The sequence below is a fragment of the Burkholderia singularis genome, assembly GCF_900176645.1.
In the GTDB taxonomy this organism is placed as follows: Bacteria; Pseudomonadota; Gammaproteobacteria; order Burkholderiales; family Burkholderiaceae; genus Burkholderia; species Burkholderia singularis.
In genome coordinates this window covers 54022-78135 of the sequence record NZ_FXAN01000043.1, presented here as the reverse complement: position 1 = coordinate 78135, position 24114 = coordinate 54022, and the positions used below count along the sequence as shown (strand labels likewise).

Below are 24114 nucleotides of genomic sequence, written 5' to 3'. Positions count from 1 at the left end.
AGCCCGCCCCGAATGCGTTCGAGTTCCACGCGCCCGCCGCGTCGAACGTCGAGCTGCCCACGCTCGAGCTGCTCGAACCCGCATCCGACGACGTCGAAACCATCTCCGACGCGCATCTCGCACAAACCGGCCAGGTCATCGAGCAGCGGCTGCAGGAGTTCAAGGTGCCGGTGACCGTGGTCGGCGCATCGGCTGGCCCGGTGATCACGCGTTTCGAGATCGAGCCCGCGCTCGGCGTGCGCGGCAGCCAGATCGTCGGGCTGATGAAGGATCTGTCGCGCGGCCTCGGGCTGACGTCGATCCGCGTCGTCGAGACGATCCCCGGCAAGACCTGCATGGGCCTCGAGCTGCCGAACGCGAAGCGCCAGATGATCCGGCTGTCCGAAATTCTCGCGTCGCGCCAGTACCAGCATTCGGCATCGCATCTGACTCTCGCGATGGGCAAGGACATCACCGGCAATCCGGTCGTCACCGATCTCGCGAAGGCGCCGCACATGCTGGTGGCCGGCACGACCGGCTCGGGCAAGTCGGTCGCAGTCAACGCGATGATCGCGTCGCTGCTCTACAAGGCGACGCCCGAGGAAGTGCGGCTGATCATGATCGATCCGAAGATGCTGGAGCTATCGGTCTACGAAGGCATTCCGCATCTGCTCGCGCCCGTCGTCACCGACATGAAGCTCGCCGCGAACGCGCTCAACTGGTGCGTCGGCGAAATGGAAAAGCGCTACCGGCTGATGTCGGCGGTCGGCGTGCGCAATCTCGCGGGCTTCAACCAGAAGATCCGCGATGCCGCCGCCAAGGAAAAGAAGATCGGCAATCCGTTCTCGCTGACGCCCGACGATCCGGAGCCGCTTGCGCCGCTGCCGCTCATCGTCGTCGTAATCGACGAACTCGCCGATCTGATGATGGTCGCCGGCAAGAAGATCGAGGAATTGATCGCGCGGCTCGCGCAAAAGGCGCGCGCGGCCGGCATCCATCTGATTCTCGCGACGCAGCGTCCGTCGGTCGACGTGATCACCGGCCTCATCAAGGCGAATATCCCGACGCGCGTCGCGTTCCAGGTGTCGTCGAAAATCGACTCGCGCACGATTCTGGATCAGATGGGTGCCGAGTCGCTGCTCGGCCAGGGCGACATGCTGTTCCTGCCGCCGGGCACCGGCTATCCGCAGCGCGTGCACGGCGCGTTCGTCGCGGACGAGGAAGTGCACCGGATCGTCGAATATCTGAAGCAATTCGGCGAGCCGCAGTACGAGGAAGGGATTCTCGACGGGCCGGCGGCCGAAGGCGGCGGCGCGCAGGATCTGTTCGGCGAGGCGCCCGATGCGGAAGCCGATCCGCTGTACGACGAAGCGGTTGCGTTCGTCGTGCGCACGCGGCGCGCGTCGATATCGTCGGTGCAGCGGCAGTTGCGGATCGGCTACAACCGCGCCGCGCGGCTCGTCGAGCAAATGGAAGCGGCAGGCCTGGTGTCGTCGATGGGCATCAACGGCAGCCGCGAAGTGCTCGCGCCGCCGCTGCCGGAGTAGGCGCGTCGCGACGTCCGGTCTCGACGCGGCACGGCACGCGATGCGGCCCCGCACGCCCATCCGGCTCGGCCCGCATCGCCTGGTCTGCCGCATTCGGCCCGCCTCGCGCCGCCTATCGCGCGGGCGCCGCAATGCCGCTCGCGCGGCGGCGCCCCATTACCGCACCGGCACGAACTTGAAGTCGACCGGCTTGCTGAGCTTCAAGCGCGTCGGCTCCGGCGTGAGCTTGCCGGTCGCGACGTCGCGCCGGAACACGATCACGCTGTCGCTATCCTGATTGCCGACGATCAGCCACTTGCCGCTCGGATCGATCGCGAATTCGCGCGGCGTCTTGCCGAGCGTCGGCTGACGGCCCACCAGCGACAGCTTGCCGCTCGCCGCGTTCACCGCGTAGATCACGATCTCGTTCGCATCGCCGCGATTGCTCGCGTACAAAAAGCGCCCGTCCGGCGACAGATGCAGCGCGGCGGCGCCGAGCTTGCCGGAAAAGCCCGGCGCCGCGAGGGCCACGACCTCGATCGGCGTGAGCTGCCCGTCGTCGTAGCGATACGCCACGACCGTCGCATCCAGTTCGGTGATCGCATAGGCAAAACGGCCATTCGCGCTGAAGACCAGATGGCGCGGCCCCGCGCCCGCTTGTGCGGCGGTGCGGCGCGCTTCGTCCCGCGTGAACACCGCGGCGCCGCCATCCGGCGCGTAGCGGTAGCTTTCGATCCGGTCGCCGCCGAGATCCTGCACGAACAGGTACTTGTGATCCGGAGAAAACACGGCCGAATGGACATGCGCGCTATCCTGACGCCCCTTCACCGGCCCGGCGCCATCGTGATGCACGCTTTGTGCGGCCGCGCCGAGCGCGCCCGTGCGCGCATCGACCGGAAACACCGAGAAGCTGCCGCCCGGGTCCGCCGCAACCGAATAGTTCGACGCGACGAGATACTTGCCGTCCGGCGACAAGCTCAAATAACACGGATCGTTCCCTTCGGCCGGCACGCGATTGACGAACGTGAGCTTGCCCGTCTTCGCGTCGAAATCGAACGCGCTGACGCCGCCGTGCACGTTCGCCGGCCCGTCGTCGCCCGGCAGCTCGTTGACCGCGTACACATGGCGGCCGTCGCGGCTCGCGACGAGATACGACGGATTCTCGGTCTTCGCCGACGACAGCGGCGTGATGCGGCCGGTGCGGGTATCGAAGCGATAAACGTAGATGCCGTCGCTGCCCGCGCCCGTGTAGGTGCCGACGAGCAGATTGTAGAGGCCGCCCGCCGGCGCGGCGCCCGCTTCGTGCGCGAACGCATGAGCGCTCATCAGCGGCAGCGCCAGCGCGAAACCTTTCATCCAGTGACTGAGCCTAAGCGGGAACGCGAAAGGCGACAGCGCACGCATGCGATCGATCATCGGATCTCCTCCTTGCATTGATTCGTCCCAAGTGTTGTGATGTGGCCAAGCGCGGGCGCACTGGCCGCCCGCGCCGCACCGTCCGCCGAGTATACCGGGCCGCCGCGTGCCGTCGTACAGCGCGGGAGGCGGTTGCCCAGATCGTGAATGACAAGCATTACGGAGATTGATCGCCCATGCCCGCCCTCATCGAAGACTACGCCCTCGTCGGCGACGGCCATACGGCCGCCCTGATTTCCCGCGACGGCTCGGTCGACTGGCTATGCTGGCCCCGTTTCGATTCCGGCGCGTGCTTCGCCGCGCTCGTCGGCACGCCCGAGCATGGCCGCTGGCTCGTCGCGCCGGCCAACGGCGTGCACGTAAGCTCGACGTCACGCCGCTACCGCGGCGACACGCTGATCCTCGAGACCGACTACGAAAGCGCCGAAGGCGCCGTCACCGTCATCGACTTCATGCCGCCCGGCAGCGGCTGGTCGGAACTGGTGCGCATCGTCGTCGGCCGGCGCGGCGAGATGCGCATGCAAATGGAACTCGTGCTGCGCTTCGACTACGGCTTCTCGGTGCCGTGGGTCACGCGGCTGCCGCGCGAGGCGGGCGTGAAGGCGATCGCGGGCCCCGACACCGTCGTGCTGCGCACGCCGGTGCCGCTCGCGGGCGAGAATCTGCACACGATTGCCGAATTCACCGTGAAGGCCGGCGAGCGCGTACCGTTCTCGCTCAGCTACGCGCCGTCGCATCAACGGCTGCCGCCTGCGCGCGAGCCGCTTTCGTTGCTCGCGCGCACCGAAAACCACTGGCTCGAATGGTCGTCGCGCTGCCCGGTGAGCGGCCGCTACGCGGCCGCCGTGCGGCGCTCGCTGATCACGCTGAAGGCGCTCGCCTACGAGCCGACGGGCGGCATCGTCGCCGCGCCGACGACGTCGCTGCCCGAGCAGTTGGGCGGCACACGCAACTGGGACTATCGCTACTGCTGGCTGCGCGACGCGACGATCACGCTGCTCGCGCTGATGCGCGGCGGCTACTACGACGAGGCGCGCGCGTGGCGCACGTGGCTCGGCCGCGTGATGGCAGGCTCGCCGGAGCAGATCCAGATCATGTACGGCATCGCAGGCGAGCGCCGGCTGCCGGAAATGACGCTCGACTGGCTGCCCGGCTATCAGGATTCGAAGCCCGTGCGCATCGGCAACAACGCGGCGAACCAGCTTCAGCTCGATGTGTTCGGCGAGGTGATGGCGGCGCTGCACGTCGCGCGCGTGGGCGGCTTGCAGGCGGACGACACGGTCTGGTCCGTCCAGACCGCGCTGCTCACGCATCTGGAAAAAATCTGGCGCGAGCCGGACGAAGGCATCTGGGAGACGCGCGGCGGCCGCCAGCACTTTACGTTCTCGAAGGTGATGGCGTGGGTTGCGTTCGATCGCGCGATCAAATCGGCCGAGATGTTCCGGCTGCCCGCGCCGCTCGCGCGCTGGCGCGAAGTGCGCGACGAGATTCATGCGGACGTTTGCGAGCACGGCTGGAATCCCCGCCTGCGCGCGTTCACGCAAAGCTATGGCAGCGACGCGCTCGACGCGAGCGTGCTGATGCTGCCGCTCGTCGGCTTCCTGCCGCCGTCCGATCCGCGCATCGCGGACACGGTGAGCGCGATCGAGCACGGCCTGATGCATGACGGCCTCGTGCTGCGCTACCACACGACCGTATACGACGATGGCCTGCCACCCGGCGAAGGCACGTTCCTCGCGTGCAGTTTCTGGCTCGTCGACAATCTCGCGCTGCTTGGCCGCATCGACGACGCGCACGCGCTGTTCCGCCGCCTGCTGTCGCTCGCGAACGATCTCGGGCTGCTCGCGGAGGAATACGATCCCGTCGCGCGGCGGCAGGTCGGTAATTTCCCTCAGGCGTTCTCGCACGTCGCGCTCGTTCACACGGCGTTCAATCTGATGCACCATGAAGAGGAAATGCTGCGCGCCGCCGGCCAGCCCGCGCCCGCCGATGCCGTCGCGGGACGCTGATCCGCACGGGCCGTGCGCCGAAGTGTCAGACAAGGTCAGACGCCGGTACAAGAGATCGAAACATGGTTATCTTGCAAACGTATGCTGCATTGCGGCACCCCTGATTGTTCGCTATGATCGGTCGCGGTTGATTCGATCCGGCGATCGAATCGGTTCGATTGCTGACAGATACGGTCCGTCGCGACGCATTCGCGCACCGTCCTCCCGGGAGCACCCATGCTCTACCAACTGCACGAATTCCAGCGGGCCATGTTGAGCCCGCTGACCGCCTGGGCCCAGGCAGCCTCCAAGTCGTTCGTGAATCCGTCGAGCCCACTGTCGCTCGTACCTGGCGCGACGCGGCTTGCCGCAGGCTATGAACTGCTGTACCGGCTCGGCAAGGACTACGAAAAACCCGAGTTCGACATTCATCAGATCGTCAAGGACGGGCACAACATTCCGATCGTCGAGCAAACGATCGTCGAAAAGCCGTTCTGCCGGCTGCTGCGCTTCAAACGCTACGCGGACGATTCGAGCGCCGTCGGTCAATTGAAGGACGAGCCTGTCGTGCTCGTGTGCGCGCCGCTGTCCGGCCATCACGCAACGCTGCTGCGCGACACCGTGCGCACGCTGCTGCAGGATCACAAGGTCTACATCACCGATTGGATCGACGCGCGGATGGTGCCCACCGAAGTCGGGCCGTTCCACCTCGACGACTACATCGACTATATCCAGACATTCATCCGGCACATCGGCGCACGCAACCTGCACGTGATTTCCGTGTGTCAGCCGACCGTGCCCGTGCTCGCGGCGATCTCGCTGATGGCAAGCCGCGGCGAGGACACGCCGCTCACGATGACGATGATGGGCGGCCCGATCGACGCGCGCCGCAGCCCGACTTCGGTGAATTCGCTTGCGACGAACCGCTCGCACGCCTGGTTCGAGAACAACGTGATCCACACCGTGCCGGCGAACTATCCGGGCGAAGGGCGCAAGGTCTACCCGGGCTTCCTGCAGCATACGGGCTTCGTCGCGATGAATCCGGAGCGCCACGCGCAATCGCACTGGGATTTCTACCAAAGCCTCGTGCGCGGCGACGAGGAAGACGCCGACGCGCACCGCCGCTTCTATGACGAGTACAACGCGGTGCTCGATATGGCGGCCGAATACTACCTGGACACGATCCGCATCGTGTTTCAGGAATTCCGTCTTGCCGAAGGCACGTGGGACGTGCGGGGCGAACACGTGGCGCCGGCCGACATCCGCACGACCGCGTTGATGACGATCGAAGGCGAACTCGACGACATTTCCGGCAGCGGCCAGACGCATGTCGCGCACGAACTCTGCACCGGCATTGCGCAGGCGCACCGCCGCAGCCTCACCGCCGAAAAATGCGGGCACTACGGCATTTTCTCGGGGCGCCGCTGGCGCACGATCATCTACCCGCAGTTGCGCGACTTCATCCGCGAGCACAACGTCGTGCAGCCGCAGGAGCCGACCCCGCAAGCAGCCGAGACGCCGACGTCCACCCGTAGCGGCAAGGCCGCCAGCGGTAACGCGGCAGACGCCGCTGCGGCAAAAGCCACGGCGCTCAGGCTGACTGCGGCCAAGCGCGCGGCACCGAAAGCGCGCGCGGCCAAAACGCTGTCGGCCAAAACGCTGTCGGCCAAAAGCCCGGCCGCCCAAGCGACGGCGAAACGCCCGGCGGCCAAAACCGCCGCCGCACGCCCGCCGCGCTCGCGCAAGGCTGCCTGACGCCCGGCTGCGCGGCAGCGGCGCGACGCCGCTGCCGGCCCATTACCCCGCCTCGCGCCACGCGAAAACGGCGTAATCGGCATGCACGCGACTCAGCGCCTGAGCAGATACGCGAGCAGCAATTCGGTATTCGCCTTGATCATCTCGGCGCGCTCGTCGGGTGCGCTGAAATCGCGGTCGAAGATGGCCGACAGCGTGAAGCGGTTCGATACGATGTAATAGCCGAGCCCCGAAAGCATCACGTAAAAACGCAGTGGATCGATATCCGTGCGAAAGAGCCCGGCGTTGCGGCCGCGCTCGAGCACGCTGCTCAGCGTCGCAACGAACGGCGAGATCATCTCGCGAATGCGCGTCGATCTATGCAGATAGCGCGCCTGATGCAGATTCTCGTTATTGAGAAGCCGCAGCAATTCGGGATGATCCCGGTAATAATCCCAAACGAAATGCGCAAGCCGCGTGATCGCCTCGACAGGCGCGACCCCATCGAGATTCATCGCGCGCTCGGCCTCCACCATCGCGGAAAAAGCATGCTCGAGCACGGCGGTGAAGAGTTGTTCCTTGCTGCCGAAGTAGTAATAGAGCATGCGCTCGTTGGTCTCGGCGCGCCGCGCGATCTGATCGACCCTCGCGCCGAACAGCCCCCCGTTTGCAAATTCTTCCGCCGCCGCGAGCAAGATGCGGCGCCGGGTTCCCTCCGGATCTCTTTTGTTTTTGAGCTGATTCATGGTGGCGTTTTGCTTTGATATGCCGCGCCGGCCCCACGCGCCGACTGCATGACCGGGGCGCGCCATCGTTAAGGGACACCCTGCTATAGTCACGAAAAGGCGTTTTGATTATGGCACATGCATTGTTAAGCGCAATGCGAGAAATCAGCGATAATTATTGCTTGGCAAAAAATTCCGGCTGCCTTCGCGCGCGTGGCCATCGCGCCGCGCCCGCATGCTTTCCCACGTTGTCACTGTGACCGATTCCAAGACTCTCGCGGATCGTATCGAAGATCTGCTGCCCCAGACGCAATGCACGAAATGCGGCTACGACGGTTGCCGCCCCTATGCGGAAGCGATCGCGGCCGGCACCGCCGGCTATGACCAATGTCCGCCGGGCGGGGCCGAAGGCGTCGCTCGCCTCGCGAAGCTGCTCGGCAAACCGGTGATTCCGCTCAATCCCGCGCATGGCGTGGAACGGCCGCGGCCCGTCGCGTGGATCGACGAACAACTTTGCATCGGGTGCACACTTTGCATGCAAGCCTGTCCGGTCGACGCAATCGTCGGTGCACCCAAACAGATGCACACCATCGTCGCCGAGCTTTGCACGGGCTGCGACCTGTGCGTGCCGCCATGCCCCGTCGATTGCATCGCGATGATTCCTGTCACGGGTAAACGCACCGGCTGGGACGCGTGGTCGCAATCCCAGGCCGACGACGCGCGCGCCCGTCACGACGCGCGCACCGCGCGCCTGCGGCGCGCACGCGAAGCAGCCGAAGCGCGCGCGGCGGCGCGGCGGGCGGGCGGCAGCCCACCGGGCACGGCAGGCACAGCACCGGCCGCCGGCGCGAGCACGGCGGCGCCGGACGACCCCGAAGCGAAGAAGCGCGCAATCATCGCGGCCGCGCTCGAGCGCGCGCGGCAGAAAAAGGAAGCGCTCGCCGCCCAGGGCCTGGGGCCGAAAAATACCGAAGGCGTGAGCGCGGCCGTGCAGGCGCAGATCGACGCGGCCGAGGCGCGCCGCCGCCGTCTCGCCGAACGGCACGATACGGCCGATCAGCCCGGCGGCACTGCCGATTCCGGCCAAGCGCGCCATCCGGACGGCTCAACCGAACCGAATCACGCGAACGACGCAAACACGCCGCTGCCCCCGAAGCGATAACCGCATGAACGCCAACAAACGACGCGCGATCTACGAAACGCTGCAAAACCTCAATCCGCATCCGACCACCGAACTCGAATACACGACGCCGTTCGAATTGCTGATCGCGGTGATGCTCTCGGCACAAGCAACCGACGTATCGGTCAACAAGGCGATGCGCAGGATGTTTCCGGTCGCGAACACACCCGAGCAGATCGTCGCGCTCGGCGAGCAAGGCGTCGCCGACTACATCAAGACGATCGGCCTTTATCGGACGAAAGCGAAGAACGTTGTCGCGACCTGCAAGATCCTGCTCGAGCGCTACGGCGGCGAAGTGCCCGCCGAGCGCGAAGCGCTCGAAAGCCTGCCTGGCGTGGGCCGCAAGACCGCGAACGTCGTGCTCAACACCGCATTCGGCCACCCGACGATCGCCGTCGACACCCATATCTTCCGCGTCGCGAACCGCACCGGGCTCGCGCCCGGCAAGGACGTGCGCGCGGTCGAGGCTGCGCTCGAAAAGTTCACGCCGAAGGAATTCCTGCACGACGCGCATCATTGGCTGATTCTGCACGGGCGCTACGTATGCAAGGCGCGGCGGCCCGAGTGCTGGCACTGCGCGATCGAGCCGCTTTGCGAGTTCAAGCCGAAGACGCCCGCGCCGATGCTGTAAAAACGCTGCCCGCGCGCCGCTTCGGGCGGCCCGCGTCGTCTGCGCACGACCGCCGTCGATACCGGCTGCCCCCCGCGCGGGTGGCGGCCGAAAGCGCGCCGTCGCCTTGCCCGCGAGAGCCGTCGGCGCGCCGAGCACCCCGTACCGCGCGACGCCGACCGGCAACGCCGCATACTCGGCCAACTGCACGACGCACAACCTGTCGCACGCAACAAGCATTGACGCGCGCGATTCGCGCAAGCGCATCGGCAGGCTCGGCGCTGGTCCGTCGAACCCGCCGGGCCGCGACCTGCGACAATCCGCTCTACCCGCGCCGTATCGGCAAGCCTGCCGCAAGCGTCGTAAAATATGCCCCCACGTAGCCGCATTGCGGCCCGCCACCCGCCCCACGCTTTAAATCATGTTCAATCCGAGCCGCGACGACGTGCGTCGCTTTTTCGTCGACACCTGGCGCAAGCAGCGTTCGGGCGAGATCCTCACGCCGCTCGAAGCAATCGCGGCCGACTGGATCGTCGAGCATCCCGAATACCATGCGGCACTCGCGGACGCCGATCATGCCCGCGCACAAAACTACACGCCCGACGAAGGCCGCACGAATCCGTTCCTGCACCTGTCGATGCATCTTGCGATCAGCGAGCAATTGTCGATCGATCAGCCGCCCGGCATCCGGGCCGCGCACGACAAGCTCGCCGCTCGCTTCGATTCCGCGCACGACGCACAGCACGCGATCATGGAATGCCTCGGCGAGACGATCTGGGAAGCGCAGCGCACGAACACGCCCCCCGATTCCGACGCGTATCTGCAGCGCATCCTGCAACGCGCGTCGCGCAGTTAAACGCGCGCCGCCCCTCCTGCCCGCGCCGCCGCCGAACCTTTGCCGCCGCCGCGGCGAGAATGGCGAAGCCGGCCCCGGCGGCAGTAAGCGCTGCCGATCGTTCATCGCCGCACGGACAAAAAAATACCCCGCGCGAGGCGGGGCATGCTTGCGGTTCGCACGCGAAGCGTGCCGCGCGCGACGCCGGCCGGCAAACCGGCCGTGCGTTATTTCTTGAACACGAGGCTGCCGGGCAGCGACTCGATATAGGCGGCGATGTCCTTCATGTCGTTGACCGACAGGCTCTGCACCTGCGCCTGCATGATCGCGTTGTTGCGGCCAAGCAGCGGGTTCGACAGCCCCATCTGATACTGGCGCATCGCCCAGACCAGATAGTCGGCGTGCTGGCCGGCAAGGCGCGGATACTCGGCGTTGATCGGATTGTCGAGCTTCGCGCCGTGACAGGCCGCGCAGTTGTGCGACTCGGCGAGCTCCTTGCCCTTCGATGCGTCGGCCGCATGCGCGGTGCCGATCGCGAAGCCGGCCGCGAACACGATCGCCGCCGCCGTCTTGAGTGCCGTCTGAGACTTCTTCATGAATGCTCCTATCCCGGTGCTGAAATCAACAAGCACGCGCTTACTTGTAGGGATTGTTCTTCGAATCGGGCTTTTGCGCGGCATAGTAGGCCGCGAGATCGGCGATGTCCTGATCCGTCAGCGATTCCGCGATTGCGTTCATCGACGCGAAATGACGATCCTTTTTCCGATAAGCCTTCAGTGCGTTCTCGAGATAAGTCTGGTTCTGGCCGCCGAGGATCGGCACCCGGTAGACCTCCGGGTAAGCGACGCGATAACCGTCGATGCCGTGGCAGCCGATGCACATCGCGACCTTGCCTGCCCCGTCCTTCGGGTTGCCGACCACCCCGGCCGCCTGCGCGTTGGCCGCGAGCACCGCGAGCGCCGCGACAACGATATGCTTGCCGACGAATTTGTTCATAGCTCTTGTAACCTAGCTTGAGGGGAAACTGGCGCGCGCATGGGCAAGCCAGCGTCGTTATACCGCCGTTTTATGCTGATAAGGCTGCCACGCAGGCCAAAAAAACCGGGGGATTGTACCGCGTCGCCGGGCCATGCGTCCACCACGCGGGCCGCGACCCCGTTTGGCACGGCCCTGGCCGCCCCGGCGAGCGGCCGCGCTTCTGACTTATACTGCCATTTTTCCTGCCGGAAGCTCGCCGCCATGCGTTTCGAAGGTTCCTCGCAATACGTCGCGACCGACGATCTCAAGCTCGCCGTCAACGCCGCCCTGACCCTGCAACGCCCGCTGCTCATCAAGGGCGAGCCCGGCACGGGCAAGACCATGCTCGCCGAGGAAGTCGCCACGGCGCTCGGCATGCCGTTGCTGCAATGGCACATCAAATCGACGACGAAAGCGCAGCAAGGGCTCTACGAATACGACGCGGTATCGCGGCTGCGCGACTCGCAGCTCGGCGACGCGCGCGTGAAGGACATCTCGAACTACATCGTCAAGGGCGTGCTTTGGCAGGCGTTCGAGGCCGACCAGCCGACGGTGCTGCTGATCGACGAGATCGACAAGGCCGACATCGAATTCCCGAACGACCTGCTGCGCGAACTCGACCGGATGGAGTTCCACGTCTACGAAACCCGCGAGACGGTGCGCGCGAGACACCGGCCGCTCGTGATCATCACGTCGAACAACGAGAAGGAGCTGCCCGACGCGTTTTTGCGACGCTGCTTCTTCCACTACATCCAATTCCCCGACCCTTCGACGATGCAGAAGATCGTCGAGGTCCACCACCCCGGCATCAAGCAGACGCTGCTGCGCGCGGCGCTCGAAAGCTTCTTCGAGCTGCGCGGCGTGTCGGGGCTGAAGAAAAAGCCGTCGACGTCCGAGCTGCTCGATTGGCTGAAGCTGCTGCTCGCGGAAGACATTCCGCCCGACGCGCTGCGCTCGATGGATCAGAAGCAGATCGTGCCGCCGCTCGCGGGCGCGCTGCTGAAGAATGAGCAGGATCTAAGCCTGTTCGAGCGGCTCGTCCAGATGAACCGCCACAACCGCTGAGCCCCGCCGGGCCCGCGAGGAGACGCCGACGATGAGCCGCTCGATCCATTGCACCGCATTCGCGAGGGCCTGCTCATGCTGATCGATTTCTTTTACTCGCTGCGCGCGGCCAAGCTGCCGGTGTCCGTCAAGGAATACCTGACGCTCGTCGAGGCGCTGAAGGCGCAGGTGATCGAGCCGTCGCTCGATGCGTTCTACTATCTCGCGCGCATGACGCTCGTGAAGGACGAGCAGTATTTCGACAAGTTCGATCGCGCGTTCGGCGCGTATTTTCATGGCGTATCCGCGCTGCCCGCCGACGCGTTCGAGATCCCGCTCGATTGGCTCGAAAAGCGCCTGCAGCGCGAACTCACGCCCGAGGAAAAAGCGCAGATTCAGGCGCTCGGCGGGCTCGACAAGCTGATGGAACGCCTGAAGCAACTGCTCGACGAACAGAAAGCGCGCCACGAAGGCGGCAACCGGTGGATCGGCACGGGCGGCACGTCGCCGTTCGGACACGGCGGCTACAATCCGGAAGGCATCCGGATCGGCGGGTCGTCGAACGGCAACCGGACCGCCGTCAAGGTGTGGGAGGCGCGCGCGTACCGCGACTACGACGATTCGGTCGAGATCGGCACGCGCAACATCAAGGTTGCGCTGCGGCGGCTGCGCCGCTTCGCGCGCGAAGGCGCGGCCGAGGAGCTCGATCTGCCCGGCACGATTCGCAGCACCGCCGCGAACGCCGGCTGGCTCGACCTGCGGATGGTGCCCGAACGCCACAACAACGTGAAGGTGCTGATGCTGCTCGACGTCGGCGGCTCGATGGACGACCACATCAAGCGCACCGAGGAGCTTTTCTCCGCCGCGAAGGCCGAATTCAAGCATCTCGAGTTCTACTACTTCCACAACTGCGTGTACGACCATCTGTGGAAGAACAACCGCCGCCGCCACGCGGAGCGCACGCCGACCTGGGACGTGCTGCACAAGTTCACACCCGACTACAAGCTGATTTTCGTCGGCGACGCGACGATGAGCCCATACGAGGTCCTGCAACCGGGCGGCTCGGTCGAGTACAACAACGCGGAAGCGGGCGCGGTGTGGCTGCGCCGGCTCGCCGACCAGTTCCCGCACCACGCGTGGCTCAATCCCGAGCCGCAGCGGCTGTGGGAATACCGGCAGTCGATCGCGATCATCCGGGACGTGCTCGGCGACCGGATGTATCCGCTCACGCTCGCGGGCCTGGAGACCGCGATGCGCGCGCTCAGCAAGTAGCCGGCGCACCGGCCCGCCGCGGTTGGCGCATGCGCGCATGCCGCGCGCGACGGCGCCGCCGCCTCAACCGTTTTCGCATCCGAATCACCGTCTCGCCACTGCCAACCCTGCGCCATGCATTGCCCGCACTGTCACTGTCCCGCTTTCAACGCACTGCCCCGCCGATGAGCCTTCCTCCGTCCGCTCCGAATCTGCCGCCCGCGATCCCGCAGCCGAGCTTCTTCTCCGATACGTCCGCGTCCGCGCTCGTCGCCGGCTTCGTCGCGATGATGACCGGCTATACGAGTTCACTCGTCTTGATGTTCCAGGCCGGCCGCGCCGCGCATCTGACCGATGCGCAGATCTCGTCGTGGATCTGGGCGCTGTCGATCGGGATGGCGGTGACGACGATCGGCTTGTCGCTGCGCTTTCGCGCACCGGTGGTCGTCGCGTGGTCGACGCCCGGCGCGGCGCTGCTGGTCGCCTCGCTGCCGGGCGTCGCGTATCCGGAGGCGATCGGCGCGTTCGTCGTCTGTGCGCTGCTGCTCACCGCCATCGGCGCGAGCGGCCTGTTCGATACGCTGATGCGCAAGATTCCGTCGGGCATCGCCGCCGCGCTGCTCGCCGGCATCCTGTTCGAAATCGGCATCGAGATCTTTCGCGCCGCGCAGTTCCAAACCGCGCTCGTGCTCGCGATGTTCTTCACGTACCTGATCATCAAGCGCGCGGCGCCGCGCTATGCGATCGTCGCGACGCTCGTCGCGGGCGTCGGGCTTGCGCTCGCGCTCGGCCTCGTCGATTTCAGCCGCTTCCATGTCGCGCTCGCGCGCCCGGTGTTCACGATGCCGTCGTTCTCGCTATCGGCGATCGTCAGCATCGGCATCCCGCTGTTCGTCGTCGCGATGGCCTCGCAGAACGTGCCGGGCATCGCGGTGCTGCGCGCGGACGGCTACGCGACGCCATCGTCGCCGCTCGTCATGACGACGGGCGTCGCGTCGCTCGCGCTTGCGCCGTTCGGCTCGCACGGCATCAATCTTGCTGCGATCACGGCCGCGATCTGCACCGGCCCCGAAGCGCACGAGGATCGCGCGAAGCGCTACACGGCGGCCGTCTGGTGCGGCGCGTTCTACCTCGTCGCCGGCATATTCGGCGCGACGATCGCGGCCCTTTTTGCCGCGCTGCCGAAGGCGCTCGTCGTATCGGTCGCGGCGCTCGCGCTGTTCGGCTCGATCGCCAGCGGCCTCGCCAACGCCATGCACGACGCCCGCCAGCGCGAAGCCGCACTCGTCACGTTCATGGTGAGCGCCTCGGGCTTCACGCTGCTGTCGATCGGCCCGGCATTCTGGGGGCTCGTCGCGGGCGTGCTGACCCAGACGATTCTGAACGCGCGCCGGCCCGCATAAAACACACGGTTCGGTACCGGCTCCCCGATTCGCGCCTAAAATAGCAAATCCCGGCAGTGCGCGCCGCAGCGCGCGCCGCCTTGCGCAACCGCCGCGCGCCCCACGGCCCGGCCCTCGTTCACCGCATCCGGCGCGCCGCGCCACGCTCAAGACTCGACATGACTACCGCACTCGACCAGCTCAAGCAGTACACGACCGTCGTCGCCGATACGGGCGACTTCCAGCAACTCGCCCAGTACCAGCCGCAGGACGCGACGACGAATCCGTCGCTGATCCTCAAGGCCGTGCAAAAAGACGCATACAGGCCGATTCTCGAGAAAACCGTCCGCGATCACGCGGGCCAGCCGACGGACTTCATCATCGATCGCCTGCTGATCGCGTTCGGCACCGAAATCCTGAAGCTGATTCCGGGACGCGTATCGACCGAGGTCGACGCGCGCCTGTCGTTCGACGTGCAGCGCTCGATCGACAAGGGCCGCGAACTCATCAAGTTGTACGAAGCAGCCGGCATCGACCGCGAGCGCGTGCTGATCAAGCTCGCCTCGACATGGGAAGGCATCCGCGCAGCCGAGGTGCTGCAAAAGGAAGGCATCCGCTGCAACATGACGCTGCTGTTCTCGCTCGTGCAAGCGGCGGCCTGCGCGCACGCCGGCGCGCAGCTCATCTCGCCGTTCGTCGGCCGGATCTACGATTGGTACAAGAAGCAGGCGGGCGCCGATTGGGACGAAGCAAAGAATGGCGGCGCGAACGATCCGGGCGTGCAGTCGGTGCGCCGGATCTATGCGTACTACAAGCACTTCGGTTATCCGACCGAGGTGATGGGCGCGAGCTTCCGCACGACCAGCCAGATCACCGAGCTTGCCGGCAGCGATCTGCTGACGATCAGCCCCGAGTTGCTGCAAAAGCTCCAGGACAGCACCGAGACGGTCACGCGCAAGCTGTCGCCGGAAGCGGCGAAGGATGCGGCCCTCGAGCGCGTCGCGATCGACGAGCCGTCGTTCCGCTTCCAGTTGAACGATGACGCGATGGCCACCGAGAAGCTTGCCGAAGGCATCCGTCTGTTCTCGGCCGACGCGGTAAAGCTCGAAAAGATGATCGAAGCGTTGCACTGACGCGCACGGCGCTCGGATGCGCGATACCGGCGGGCGCCCTATCGGCGCCCGCTTTTTTTGGGATGCGAATCAACTGCCGCCGGCTCAGCTTTCTTTCGTTTCTTTCCGTCGATTTCCCGACATCCGTTGCGACCCGGCCGATTATTCCTGCTATCGTCATTCTGGCGCACTACAATCGTCGGCACGGGCGCATGATGCCCTGTTCCCGGTCGAAGAGATAAGGAGAAGACAATGCAAGTGCAAACGTATCTGCATTTCGGCGGGCGCTGCGACGAAGCGCTCAAATTCTACGGCGACGCCCTCGGCGCAAAAGTGACGTTCCTGACCCGCTTCAGCGAAGCGCCGCCCAATCCCGAGCGGCCGATTCCGCCTGAGATGGCCGACAAGGTCATGCATGCGAGCTTCCAGATCGGCGAAACGACGCTGATGGGTTCGGACGGCGGATGCGAATCGGGCAACGAGCAGGCGCACGAGGGCTACTCGCTATCGATCAGCGCGGCGAGCGTCGACGAAGGCAAGAAGCTGTTCGACGCGCTCGCCCGTGGCGGCACGGTCACGATGCCGTTCGAGAAAACCTTCTGGGCACTCGGCTTCGGCATGGTACGCGACCCCTTCGGCGTGCATTGGATGATCAACGTCGAAGATCCGAACATGAAGAAGTAAGCGCAAACGCTTCGGAAGCCGAAACGTGCATGATCGACCCGAGCGCGGCGGCATGCACGACGCCCGCGGCGCGCGATGCGCCGCAGGCGTTTTCGTGAGAGACGGCCGCGCTCAACCCTCGACGACGTCGAGATAATCTTCCGGCCGCGTGCGGTCTTCCGCATCCGCGCCACCAAGCGCGCGCACGAGCACGCTCGCGGCAACCGACACGACGAGATTCACGACGAGCGCCCACACCGCCGCATAGCCGGGAATCGCATAGCCGAACAGATGGATCGTGAAGATCGAACTGGACAGCTTCAGCGAAACCGCCATCCACGTGCCGCAGGCAAGCCCGGCAGCCCATCCCGCGAGCAGCCCCCGATAGTCGAGCATACGGGTATAGAGGCCGAGCACGATGGCGGGCAGCGTCTGGATGATCCAAATCCCGCCGAGCAACTGGAGCTGAATCGCATAAGTCAGCGGCAGCCCGAGAATGAACGCGATCGCGCCAACCTTGACGATCAGCGATACGAGCTTTGCAACGTGCGTCTCCTGATCGTGCGACATGTTGCGATTGATGAACTCGCGATGAATGTTGCGCGTATACAAGTTCGCCGCCGCAATCGACATGATCGCGGCCGGCACGAGCGCGCCGATCCCGATCGCGGCGAACGCGACGCCGACGAACCATGACGGGAAGAAATTCAGGAATAGCGCGGGCACCGCGAAATTCGCGCCATACGCGTTGAAGTACGGCGCGAACTGCGGCATGTCCTTCACGCCGGAGGCGAGCGCCATGTAGCCCAGCAGCGCGAGTAAGCCGAGCACGAACGAATACGCCGGCAGCATCGCCATGTTGCGGCGGATGGTGTTGCCCGACGAAGACGACAGGATCGCCGTCACCGAATGCGGATACAGGAACAGCGCGAGCGCCGAGCCGACCGCGAGCGTCGCATACGCACTGTGACCGTTCAGGCTCGACGCATCCGGCGCCTTCAGCAGCAGCTTCGCCGGCGGCACCGAGCCGAAGATTTGCGAAAAGCCGCCGAGCTTCGCCGGGATCACGACGACCGCCGCCGCGATCGTCAGGTAGATCAGAATGTCCTTGACGATCGCGATCATCGCGGGCGCGCGCAGCCCGGACGTATACGTGTACGCGGCCAGAATCGCGAACGCGATGATGAGCGGCAAATCGCCGACGAAACCCTTCGTATCGAAGCCCAGGCCGCCGATCACGACTTCGATGCCGACAAGTTGCAGCGCGATGTACGGCATCGTCGCGACGATGCCCGTCACCGCGATGGCGAGCGCGAGCGAGCGGCTGCCGTAGCGCGCGCCGACGAAATCGGCGGCCGTCACGTAGCCGTGACGCTTCGCGATACTCCAAAGCTTCGGAAACACGACAAACGCGAACGGATAGATGAGGATCGTATACGGCAGCGCGAAGAAGCCCGTTGCGCCGGCGCCGAACACCAGCGCGGGTACCGCGACGAACGTGTAGGCGGTGTAGAGATCGCCGCCGAGCAGAAACCACGTGACGATCGTGCCGAAACGGCGGCCGCCGAGCCCCCATTCGTCGAGATGCGCAAGATCGCCGCGCCGCCAGTGCGCAGCGAGAAAGCCCATGATCGTCACGCCGACGAACAGCAGCACGAAGACAAACGTCGCAGTCAGATTCATTGACCGTTCCTCCGCGGGCCGCTCGTCCAGCAATGCTTCGTCTTCGTATAAACGAACGCGGTGATCACCGCGCTAATGAACACCCAGAGCAACTGATACCAGTAGAAGAATGGAAAGCCGAGCCATTGCGGCTCGACACGGTTGTACGACGGCACCCAGACCATCGCGACGAGCGGCAGGACGAGCAACCAGAGCCAGCGTTTGGCAGCGCGATTCGCGGCCGGACTCGCGTCGGCATCGTGAGCCATGACGTCTCCTCTTCATTCGCGGTTGTCGACGTGTTCTGAACTGAAGGGTACGGCGGCGCGAAGGGGAACTCGGCGGCAAGCGTTCGGCAACAGCCATCCCGGTGCGCGTGGACAGATCGGCCGCAGCTTCCCTGGCGTCAGTGAGTATAGAAGTCGGCCGTGCCCCGTCATACGAGGGCGAACCCGGAGCCGGCGTGCCCCGTCCGGCGCGTGCGTGACGCGGATTGAAAGGCGGCGGCCTGCTATCGGGACGATGAAGGGAAGCGCCGTCCGGATGTCGACCGCCCGATGGTCAGGACGGGTGTGTGGTGGCTCCGTCCCGGTAAGCGACACTCGACGCCTGATGCCCGACGTCGAGCGTCGAGCGTCGAGCGTCGAGCGTCGAGCGTCGAGCGTCGAGCGTCGAGCGTCGAGCGTCGAGCAATCAGATTTCGAAGAACTCGGCGCGTTCGCCGACCGATGCTTTCAATGCTTTCACCCATGTGCGGGCGGGCATCCGCAGTTCGGTCTCGACCAGCTTCGCGCGCGCCGACAATTGCGCGAACGACACCCGCAGCGGCGGCCCGGAAAACGCAAGAGCGATCCGGTTGCCGTCATGCACTTCGGGCAGCGCGATCACACGTGCATCGAACGCGGCGTTCAGATGCTTGATATTGCGCACGAAGCTCGGGTGATCGCCGAACAGGTTGATCGTCGCGATCCCCGCATCGGCAAGACAGGCGCGCACCGCGCGATAAAACGCGACGCTGTCGAGCACCGGGCCGCGCGCGGTGGCGTCGTACAAATCGATCTGCAACGCACCGATCGTCCCGCGATTCTTAGGATCGTTGACGAAATCCCATGCATCCGCTTCGTGAACCGTGAGGCGCGCGTCGTCGGGCGGAAGCTCGAACATCGAGCGCGCGGCGACGATCACCGCCGGATTCAATTCGACCGCGTCGACGCGCGCGCCCGGCAGGAAACGGTGTGCAAACTTCGTCAGCGCGCCGGTGCCGAGGCCGAGTTGCACAATCCGCTCGGGCGTCTGGAGGAACAGCAGCCATGCCATCATCTGCTGCGCGTATTCCAGCTCGATGTGATACGGCTTGGACAGCCGCATCGCGCCCTGCACCCATTCGGTGCCGAAGTGCAGATAACGCACGCCCCGCTCTTCGGAAAACGTCACGGGCGCAAAGCGCGGCTTGCGCGGCGCAGCGAGAACGGGAACGTCGCGCGCATCGCCGTCGGGTTCGGCGCGATTGCGCACGGCCCGAGGCTGGCGGAATTTTTCAGTGCCGTCATACGACGACGGCCGGTTACGCTTAAACGCGCGCGCCTCGGCAGATGCGCGCTTGATCAATCGGGTCATGGAGAAATATCGCGCTCGACGCGCGATGTCTAATCAAACGACGGGACCGAGAGCATAGCATTCGCCGGCACCCGCACTGCGAGGTTTGGTCGATGCGCTGGCTTGCCGGATCGTTGCGGCATCGTTTGCGCGACGATCGGGATGACAGCACCGGTGGCGATGGCCGCTGTCGCCCGTCCCGCTGGCGGCTAACGAAGGAGATAAGGTGGAAAGCTGTTCGCCCGCATGCGCACATGCCGGACATCGGACGATATCGATACGATGAAATTCCGATGGCGGCTGAGATCCGACCAAGATCTCAGCTGCCATGAACCGCGTCGACGCGTGAACGGCAAACGCCCCGACCGTCAAAGCGACGCGTATGAGACGACCCAAGGTGCAATGCTTTCTGTCTTGATGAGAAGCGGCGATGGGTTAATCGGCGATGGGCTAATGTTAACCGTATCAGCGCCGATCGACACATCATCGACTCCATTCAGCCGAATGGGGCGGTTTGCGTCGATGGCGATCCCCCCAATGCGGAAAACAACCGCGCTCGATTCGGACAAGCCAAGCGGTGCGCTGCCTATTGTTTGCAACAGACCGACATCGGCGAACAGGTTGAACGATCGAGCGCTAACACTGTCGAGAAAACGTATGATCGAAATAAAACCCGGCCCTATATCATTGGCACTGGCAGGAAAGTTGTCGATCCACCATATCGATGCCTGAGCACTGAAAATGGGCAAAAAAACACTTACGCCATCGTTTTGAACCGAAAGAAAAAGTTGCTCACTCGGACTATAAATATTGACTGCCGTCGACATATAGTTCCCCTGAATTACATCGCAGAATGATAATCACACGCCCGATTTCAGATAAGCCATAAATCCCTGAATTATGGCCGCAAACAATCACCTCTTGAAAATGAAAATCAAGCACAGCCGATTTTTAAAATACATCAAAATCGGTGACAACAAAGATATCTATTTAAATTAATCGAATCGACATTCACCAATTTCGACCATAGTACAGTGTCGTGAAATGACGAACACCGCCACCGAGCGGCACGCACTCGCAAATAACGTTGCTCCGGGAGATAGATTTTCGTGAATATTTCAGCATCATTCCGCTAATGCCGATTTATTTATATCGAATGCTGTTCGAGCCACGCCTATTTGCGTGCCAGCCGCGCCGTTGCCGCTGCCCGCGCAAGCGCATCGCGCAGCGGCAACTCGCCGGAACAACCGCTCAGCCGGCGATTCCCCGCCAAACCGCCAGCTTCTGCTCGAACGACAACATCGCATTCGCCGGGCTTGACGACGGCAGAACGAGCGTGTCGTAACCGGCCGCGGCGATCACCGGTTCGAAGCGCCCGGCCGTCTTGCCGTTGAAGCAGACCTTCGCGAGCTTGGGCGCCACTTCGTGCAGCGCGTCGAAATCGTTCGGCTGCGCATTGCGGATCGCCGCGTCGAGACTGCCCTCGCGATGGCATGCGGCAAGCACGTCCCAGATGCCGAAACCGTGCGCCAGCACGCGCGCGAGGCGCGCTTCATACGGTAAATCGTGCAGCCCCGGCTCGCCGAGCACCGCGCCGAGCAAACGCCAGAACTGATTGCGCGGATGCGCGTAATACTGCGTGGCGGCAAGCGATGCCTCGCCGGGAAAGCTGCCGAGAATCAGCGTATGCGTATCGGCAGACACGACTGGAGGAAAGCCGCGCAGCATCAATGCGCCTGCGCACCGCGCGCACGCCGCTCGCCGTGCGCGTCCAGATGCCGCCACAACGCGGGCAGCAGGCACTCCGTCACCATCAGCGGCGCACCATGCCGCTCGAATACCGAGCGGCGCGCGGCGAACGCGTGCGGCACGGCGGCAATCTCGGCGGCCGCCCGTGCCGCGGCATCCACGGCGAAAATTGTCGCCGCCGCCGTCGCGGCCTCGGCACCGATTTCCGAGGCCGTTCCCGTCGCGCCTTCGTCGGCGCCCGCGAGCGCGCGCACCGACAGTGCGAACAGCGGATGCCGGGCGATCACGCGCCGGCTCACGAGCGGCGAGCGCGTCACGTCGGAATCGCTGTACAGCAACTCAGCGAGCGGCCGCGTGCGCAACCGGCGGATCGCCTGCCAAACGCCTTTGCTCGCGGCAAGCGGCGCGATGCTGTGCGCGGCGACGAACGGCACGCCATCGACCGCGAGCACGACCTCGCGCACCCAAACGGGCGCGCGCGCCGCGCACGCGAGCGCGGCATGCTCGTCGGTCCACGGCGTCGAGACAGCCTCGCGCGTCACGCGCACCGTCACGTCGCCGAGCCGCGCGAGATGGGCGGTCAGCGACCCGCCGCGCATGAGCCAATCCTTCTGAGCGGCCGACGCGCCGGCGCGCGGCGTCTCGCGCCAATGCGCGTCGGCCGCATCGAACCGCACTCGCGCCATCAGAGCGCGCGCGACAACAGCAGTGCGTTGGTCCGCTTGACGAAGCTCGCCGGGTCCTCGAGCGCGCCGCCCTCGGCAAGCATCGCCTGCTCGAACAGCAGGTGGCACCAGTCGCCGAAATCGGCCGCATCGGTCTTCAGCGCCTTGACGAGCGGATGCTCGGGATTCACTTCGAGGATCGGCTGGAAGGTCGGCGCTTTCTGGCCGGCGGCCTTCAGCATCCGTTGCAGATAGCCGCTCATGTCGTTGTCGTCGGCAACGAGGCACGACGGCGAATCGGTCAGGCGAAACGTGACGCGCACGTCCTTGACCTTGTCGCCAAGCGTTTCCTTGATCTTGTCGACGACGGGCTTGAACGCCTCGCCGGTCTGCTCCTGGGCCTTCTTCTCTTCGTCGTTCAGCGCGCCGAGATCGAGATCGCCGCGCGCCACGCTCGCGAGCGGCTTGCCGTCGAACTCGTGCAGGAACGACAGCATCCACTCGTCAACACGGTCGTTCAGCAGCAGCACCTCGACGCCCTTCTTGCGGAACACCTCGAGATGCGGGCTGTTCTTCGCGGCCTGCCACGTATCGGCCGTCACGTAATAAATCTTGGTCTGCTCGGGCTTCATGCGCGCGACGTAATCGGCGAGCGACACGTTTTGCTCGTCGGTGTCGCCGTGCGTCGACGCGAAACGCAGCAGCTTCGCGACCCGCTCGCGGTTCGCGTGATCTTCGCCCACGCCCTCCTTGAGCACCTGGCCGAACTCGCGCCAGAACGTGCGGTACTTTTCCCGACCGGCGTCGTCCTGCGCATTCGCGAGTTCCTCGAGCATCGACAGCGCACGCTTGGTCACGCCTTCGCGGATCGCCTTCACGTCGCGGCTTTCCTGCAGGATTTCGCGCGACACGTTGAGCGGCAGATCGGACGAATCGACAACGCCTTTCACGAAACGCAGATATTGCGGCAACAATTGCTCGGCGTCGTCCATGATGAACACGCGCTTCACGTACAGCTTCAGGCCGCCGCGATAATCGCGGTTCCACAGATCGAACGGCGCATGCGACGGCACGTACAGCAGTTGCGTGTACTCGCTGCGGCCCTCGACGCGGTTGTGCGTCCACGCGAGCGGGTCCTGATGGTCGTGCGCGAGGTGCTGGTAAAACTGCTGATACTGCTCGTCGGTGATGTCGCTTTTCGCGCGGGTCCACAGCGCGCTGGCTTGATTGACGGTCTCGTCTTCGTCCTTCTGGACCATCTCGCCCTTTTCCTGATCCCACTCTTCCTTCTTCATCAGGATCGGCAGCGCGACGTGATCCGAGTATGTCTGCACGATCGACTTCAGCCGGTAGGCCGACAGCAGCTCGTCCTCGCCGTCGCGCAAATGCAGCGTGATCGTCGTGCCGCGCGCGGCGCGCTCGATCGTGTCGATCGAGAAGTCGCCCTCGCCCGCGCTTTCCCAGCGCACGCCGTCCGCCGCGGGCAGCCCCGCGCGGCGGGTCTCGACGGTGATCTTGTCGGCGACGATGAAGCCGGAGTAGAAGCCCACGCCGAACTGGCCGATCAGCGCAGCATCCTTCTGCTGGTCGCCGGAGAGCTTCGAGAAGAATTCCTTCGTACCCGAGCGCGCAATCGTGCCGAGGTTCGCGATCGCCTCGTCGCGGCTCATGCCGATGCCGTTGTCGTCGATCGTGATCGTCCGCGCGGCTTTGTCGAATGCGATGCGGATACGCAGGTTCGGATCGTTCTCGTACAGCGCGTTGTTTTCCAGAGCCTCGAAACGGAGCTTGTCAGCGGCGTCGGACGCGTTCGACACGAGTTCGCGCAGGAAAATTTCCTTGTTGCTGTAAAGCGAGTGGATCATCAGGTGGAGGAGTTGCTTGACCTCCGCCTGAAAGCTCATGGTTTGCTGAGTCATCTTGGTTTACCTGTTGATTGCGTCAGGATGGACACGGTCTACATGGGCACGGCCGGTCAGG

At 64.9% G+C, this 24114-nt stretch carries 22 protein-coding genes and 2 pseudogenes; 11 read left to right on the top strand and 13 right to left on the bottom strand.

Annotated elements, in window-relative coordinates; translation table 11 throughout:
- On the top strand, positions 1–1526 hold a 1526-nt coding region (locus BSIN_RS08515), incomplete at its 5' end, for a DNA translocase FtsK (RefSeq protein ID WP_089340154.1).
- A 156-nt stretch (positions 1527–1682) separates the two neighbouring features.
- Here the strand turns inward: BSIN_RS08515 and BSIN_RS08510 are convergent.
- Complete coding sequence (locus tag BSIN_RS08510; RefSeq protein ID WP_089340160.1) at positions 1683–2861, bottom strand: lactonase family protein; 1179 nt, start codon at positions 2859–2861, stop codon at positions 1683–1685.
- A 236-nt stretch (positions 2862–3097) separates the two neighbouring features.
- Between BSIN_RS08510 and BSIN_RS08500 the strand changes: the two genes are divergently transcribed.
- Both BSIN_RS08500 and BSIN_RS08495 read left to right on the top strand, forming a co-directional pair.
- Positions 3098–4930 carry a glycoside hydrolase family 15 protein gene (locus tag BSIN_RS08500; RefSeq protein ID WP_089340153.1) on the top strand — a complete coding sequence of 611 codons (1833 nt, stop codon included), beginning with the start codon at positions 3098–3100 and terminating at the stop codon, positions 4928–4930.
- 216 nt (positions 4931–5146) lie between these two features.
- Positions 5147–6664, top strand: a complete 1518-nt coding sequence (locus tag BSIN_RS08495; protein WP_089340152.1) for a polyhydroxyalkanoate depolymerase — start codon at positions 5147–5149, stop codon at positions 6662–6664.
- 92 nt (positions 6665–6756) lie between these two features.
- Here BSIN_RS08495 and BSIN_RS08490 read toward each other — a convergent pair whose 3' ends face one another.
- Positions 6757–7389, bottom strand: coding sequence for a TetR/AcrR family transcriptional regulator (locus BSIN_RS08490; protein WP_069235299.1), 633 nt, complete (start codon positions 7387–7389; stop codon positions 6757–6759).
- A 235-nt stretch (positions 7390–7624) separates the two neighbouring features.
- Here BSIN_RS08490 and rsxB point away from each other — a divergent pair, with 235 nt between their 5' ends.
- From rsxB to BSIN_RS08475, 3 genes are all read left to right on the top strand, one after another.
- Complete coding sequence (gene rsxB, locus BSIN_RS08485) at positions 7625–8530, top strand: electron transport complex subunit RsxB (protein ID WP_256583700.1); 906 nt, start codon at positions 7625–7627, stop codon at positions 8528–8530.
- Positions 8531–8534: 4 nt separating this feature from the next.
- Positions 8535–9179, top strand: coding sequence for an endonuclease III (gene nth, locus BSIN_RS08480; protein WP_089340151.1), 645 nt, complete (start codon positions 8535–8537; stop codon positions 9177–9179).
- 400 nt (positions 9180–9579) lie between these two features.
- Positions 9580–10014, top strand: a complete 435-nt coding sequence (locus BSIN_RS08475) for a DUF1841 family protein (RefSeq protein WP_069234799.1) — start codon at positions 9580–9582, stop codon at positions 10012–10014.
- A gap of 206 nt (positions 10015–10220) precedes the next feature.
- Here BSIN_RS08475 and BSIN_RS08470 read toward each other — a convergent pair whose 3' ends face one another.
- Positions 10221–10589 (bottom strand): c-type cytochrome, encoded by a 369-nt coding sequence (locus BSIN_RS08470; RefSeq protein ID WP_089340150.1) that lies wholly within the window; start codon positions 10587–10589, stop codon positions 10221–10223.
- Positions 10590–10629: 40 nt separating this feature from the next.
- Positions 10630–10989 carry a c-type cytochrome gene (locus tag BSIN_RS08465; protein ID WP_059513010.1) on the bottom strand — a complete coding sequence of 120 codons (360 nt, stop codon included), beginning with the start codon at positions 10987–10989 and terminating at the stop codon, positions 10630–10632.
- Between the two features lie 243 nt (positions 10990–11232).
- Between BSIN_RS08465 and BSIN_RS08455 the strand changes: the two genes are divergently transcribed.
- From BSIN_RS08455 to BSIN_RS08435, 5 genes are all read left to right on the top strand, one after another.
- Positions 11233–12075 carry an AAA family ATPase gene (locus BSIN_RS08455; RefSeq protein ID WP_089340148.1) on the top strand — a complete coding sequence of 281 codons (843 nt, stop codon included), beginning with the start codon at positions 11233–11235 and terminating at the stop codon, positions 12073–12075.
- A gap of 75 nt (positions 12076–12150) precedes the next feature.
- The gene (locus tag BSIN_RS08450; protein ID WP_089340147.1) at positions 12151–13326 is read left to right on the top strand and encodes a vWA domain-containing protein; all 1176 of its coding nucleotides are present in this window, start codon (positions 12151–12153) and stop codon (positions 13324–13326) included.
- Between the two features lie 164 nt (positions 13327–13490).
- Positions 13491–14708 carry a benzoate/H(+) symporter BenE family transporter gene (locus BSIN_RS08445; protein WP_089340146.1) on the top strand — a complete coding sequence of 406 codons (1218 nt, stop codon included), beginning with the start codon at positions 13491–13493 and terminating at the stop codon, positions 14706–14708.
- Positions 14709–14866: 158 nt separating this feature from the next.
- Complete coding sequence (gene tal / locus BSIN_RS08440; protein ID WP_089340145.1) at positions 14867–15820, top strand: transaldolase; 954 nt, start codon at positions 14867–14869, stop codon at positions 15818–15820.
- A gap of 231 nt (positions 15821–16051) precedes the next feature.
- Positions 16052–16483 (top strand): VOC family protein, encoded by a 432-nt coding sequence (locus tag BSIN_RS08435; RefSeq protein WP_059513000.1) that lies wholly within the window; start codon positions 16052–16054, stop codon positions 16481–16483.
- A gap of 111 nt (positions 16484–16594) precedes the next feature.
- Here the strand turns inward: BSIN_RS08435 and mctP are convergent, their stop codons facing one another.
- The 9 genes and pseudogenes from mctP to htpG all read right to left on the bottom strand — a co-directional run bounded on the left by mctP (position 16595) and on the right by htpG (position 24053).
- On the bottom strand, positions 16595–18145 hold the full coding sequence (gene mctP / locus BSIN_RS08430; protein ID WP_089340144.1) for a monocarboxylate uptake permease MctP: 1551 nt from the start codon (positions 18143–18145) through the stop codon (positions 16595–16597).
- On the bottom strand, positions 18142–18393 hold the full coding sequence (locus tag BSIN_RS08425; RefSeq protein WP_059512996.1) for a DUF3311 domain-containing protein: 252 nt from the start codon (positions 18391–18393) through the stop codon (positions 18142–18144). The genes mctP and BSIN_RS08425 overlap by 4 nt, the downstream gene beginning before the upstream one ends.
- Positions 18394–18685: 292 nt before the next feature.
- Positions 18686–18817 (bottom strand): hypothetical protein, encoded by a 132-nt coding sequence (locus BSIN_RS26445; protein ID WP_256583699.1) that lies wholly within the window; start codon positions 18815–18817, stop codon positions 18686–18688.
- Entirely contained in the window at positions 18818–19741 is a 924-nt protein-coding gene (locus BSIN_RS08420) for a class I SAM-dependent methyltransferase (protein ID WP_089340143.1), read from the bottom strand.
- A 347-nt stretch (positions 19742–20088) separates the two neighbouring features.
- Positions 20089–20547, bottom strand: a complete 459-nt coding sequence (locus tag BSIN_RS25235) for a hypothetical protein (protein ID WP_143757383.1) — start codon at positions 20545–20547, stop codon at positions 20089–20091.
- A gap of 424 nt (positions 20548–20971) precedes the next feature.
- Positions 20972–21448 carry a DNA-deoxyinosine glycosylase gene (locus BSIN_RS08415; protein ID WP_173678647.1) on the bottom strand — a complete coding sequence of 159 codons (477 nt, stop codon included), beginning with the start codon at positions 21446–21448 and terminating at the stop codon, positions 20972–20974.
- Positions 21448–21597, bottom strand: a pseudogene (locus BSIN_RS26750) (chorismate--pyruvate lyase); the annotation flags it as partial. The pseudogene BSIN_RS26750 and the gene BSIN_RS08415, both read right to left, overlap by 1 nt.
- A 105-nt stretch (positions 21598–21702) precedes the next feature.
- A pseudogene (locus BSIN_RS26745) lies at positions 21703–22155 on the bottom strand (chorismate--pyruvate lyase family protein); the annotation flags it as partial.
- On the bottom strand, positions 22155–24053 hold the full coding sequence (gene htpG / locus BSIN_RS08405; protein WP_089340141.1) for a molecular chaperone HtpG: 1899 nt from the start codon (positions 24051–24053) through the stop codon (positions 22155–22157). The gene htpG and the pseudogene BSIN_RS26745, both read right to left, overlap by 1 nt.
- Positions 24054–24114 lie beyond the last annotated feature (61 nt).

Coding starts and splice junctions, on each gene's coding strand:
- BSIN_RS08510 (WP_089340160.1), bottom strand. CDS start 2,861: ATGAAAGGTTTCGCGCTGGCGCTGCCGCTGATGAGCGCTCATGCGTTC.
- BSIN_RS08500 (WP_089340153.1), top strand. CDS start 3,098: ATGCCCGCCCTCATCGAAGACTACGCCCTCGTCGGCGACGGCCATACG.
- BSIN_RS08495 (WP_089340152.1), top strand. CDS start 5,147: ATGCTCTACCAACTGCACGAATTCCAGCGGGCCATGTTGAGCCCGCTG.
- BSIN_RS08490 (WP_069235299.1), bottom strand. CDS start 7,389: ATGAATCAGCTCAAAAACAAAAGAGATCCGGAGGGAACCCGGCGCCGC.
- nth (WP_089340151.1), top strand. CDS start 8,535: ATGAACGCCAACAAACGACGCGCGATCTACGAAACGCTGCAAAACCTC.
- BSIN_RS08475 (WP_069234799.1), top strand. CDS start 9,580: ATGTTCAATCCGAGCCGCGACGACGTGCGTCGCTTTTTCGTCGACACC.
- BSIN_RS08470 (WP_089340150.1), bottom strand. CDS start 10,589: ATGAAGAAGTCTCAGACGGCACTCAAGACGGCGGCGGCGATCGTGTTC.
- BSIN_RS08465 (WP_059513010.1), bottom strand. CDS start 10,989: ATGAACAAATTCGTCGGCAAGCATATCGTTGTCGCGGCGCTCGCGGTG.
- BSIN_RS08455 (WP_089340148.1), top strand. CDS start 11,233: ATGCGTTTCGAAGGTTCCTCGCAATACGTCGCGACCGACGATCTCAAG.
- BSIN_RS08450 (WP_089340147.1), top strand. CDS start 12,151: ATGCTGATCGATTTCTTTTACTCGCTGCGCGCGGCCAAGCTGCCGGTG.
- BSIN_RS08445 (WP_089340146.1), top strand. CDS start 13,491: ATGAGCCTTCCTCCGTCCGCTCCGAATCTGCCGCCCGCGATCCCGCAG.
- tal (WP_089340145.1), top strand. CDS start 14,867: ATGACTACCGCACTCGACCAGCTCAAGCAGTACACGACCGTCGTCGCC.
- BSIN_RS08435 (WP_059513000.1), top strand. CDS start 16,052: ATGCAAGTGCAAACGTATCTGCATTTCGGCGGGCGCTGCGACGAAGCG.
- mctP (WP_089340144.1), bottom strand. CDS start 18,145: ATGAATCTGACTGCGACGTTTGTCTTCGTGCTGCTGTTCGTCGGCGTG.
- BSIN_RS08425 (WP_059512996.1), bottom strand. CDS start 18,393: ATGGCTCACGATGCCGACGCGAGTCCGGCCGCGAATCGCGCTGCCAAA.
- BSIN_RS08420 (WP_089340143.1), bottom strand. CDS start 19,741: ATGACCCGATTGATCAAGCGCGCATCTGCCGAGGCGCGCGCGTTTAAG.
- BSIN_RS25235 (WP_143757383.1), bottom strand. CDS start 20,547: ATGTCGACGGCAGTCAATATTTATAGTCCGAGTGAGCAACTTTTTCTT.
- BSIN_RS08415 (WP_173678647.1), bottom strand. CDS start 21,448: ATGCTGCGCGGCTTTCCTCCAGTCGTGTCTGCCGATACGCATACGCTG.
- htpG (WP_089340141.1), bottom strand. CDS start 24,053: ATGACTCAGCAAACCATGAGCTTTCAGGCGGAGGTCAAGCAACTCCTC.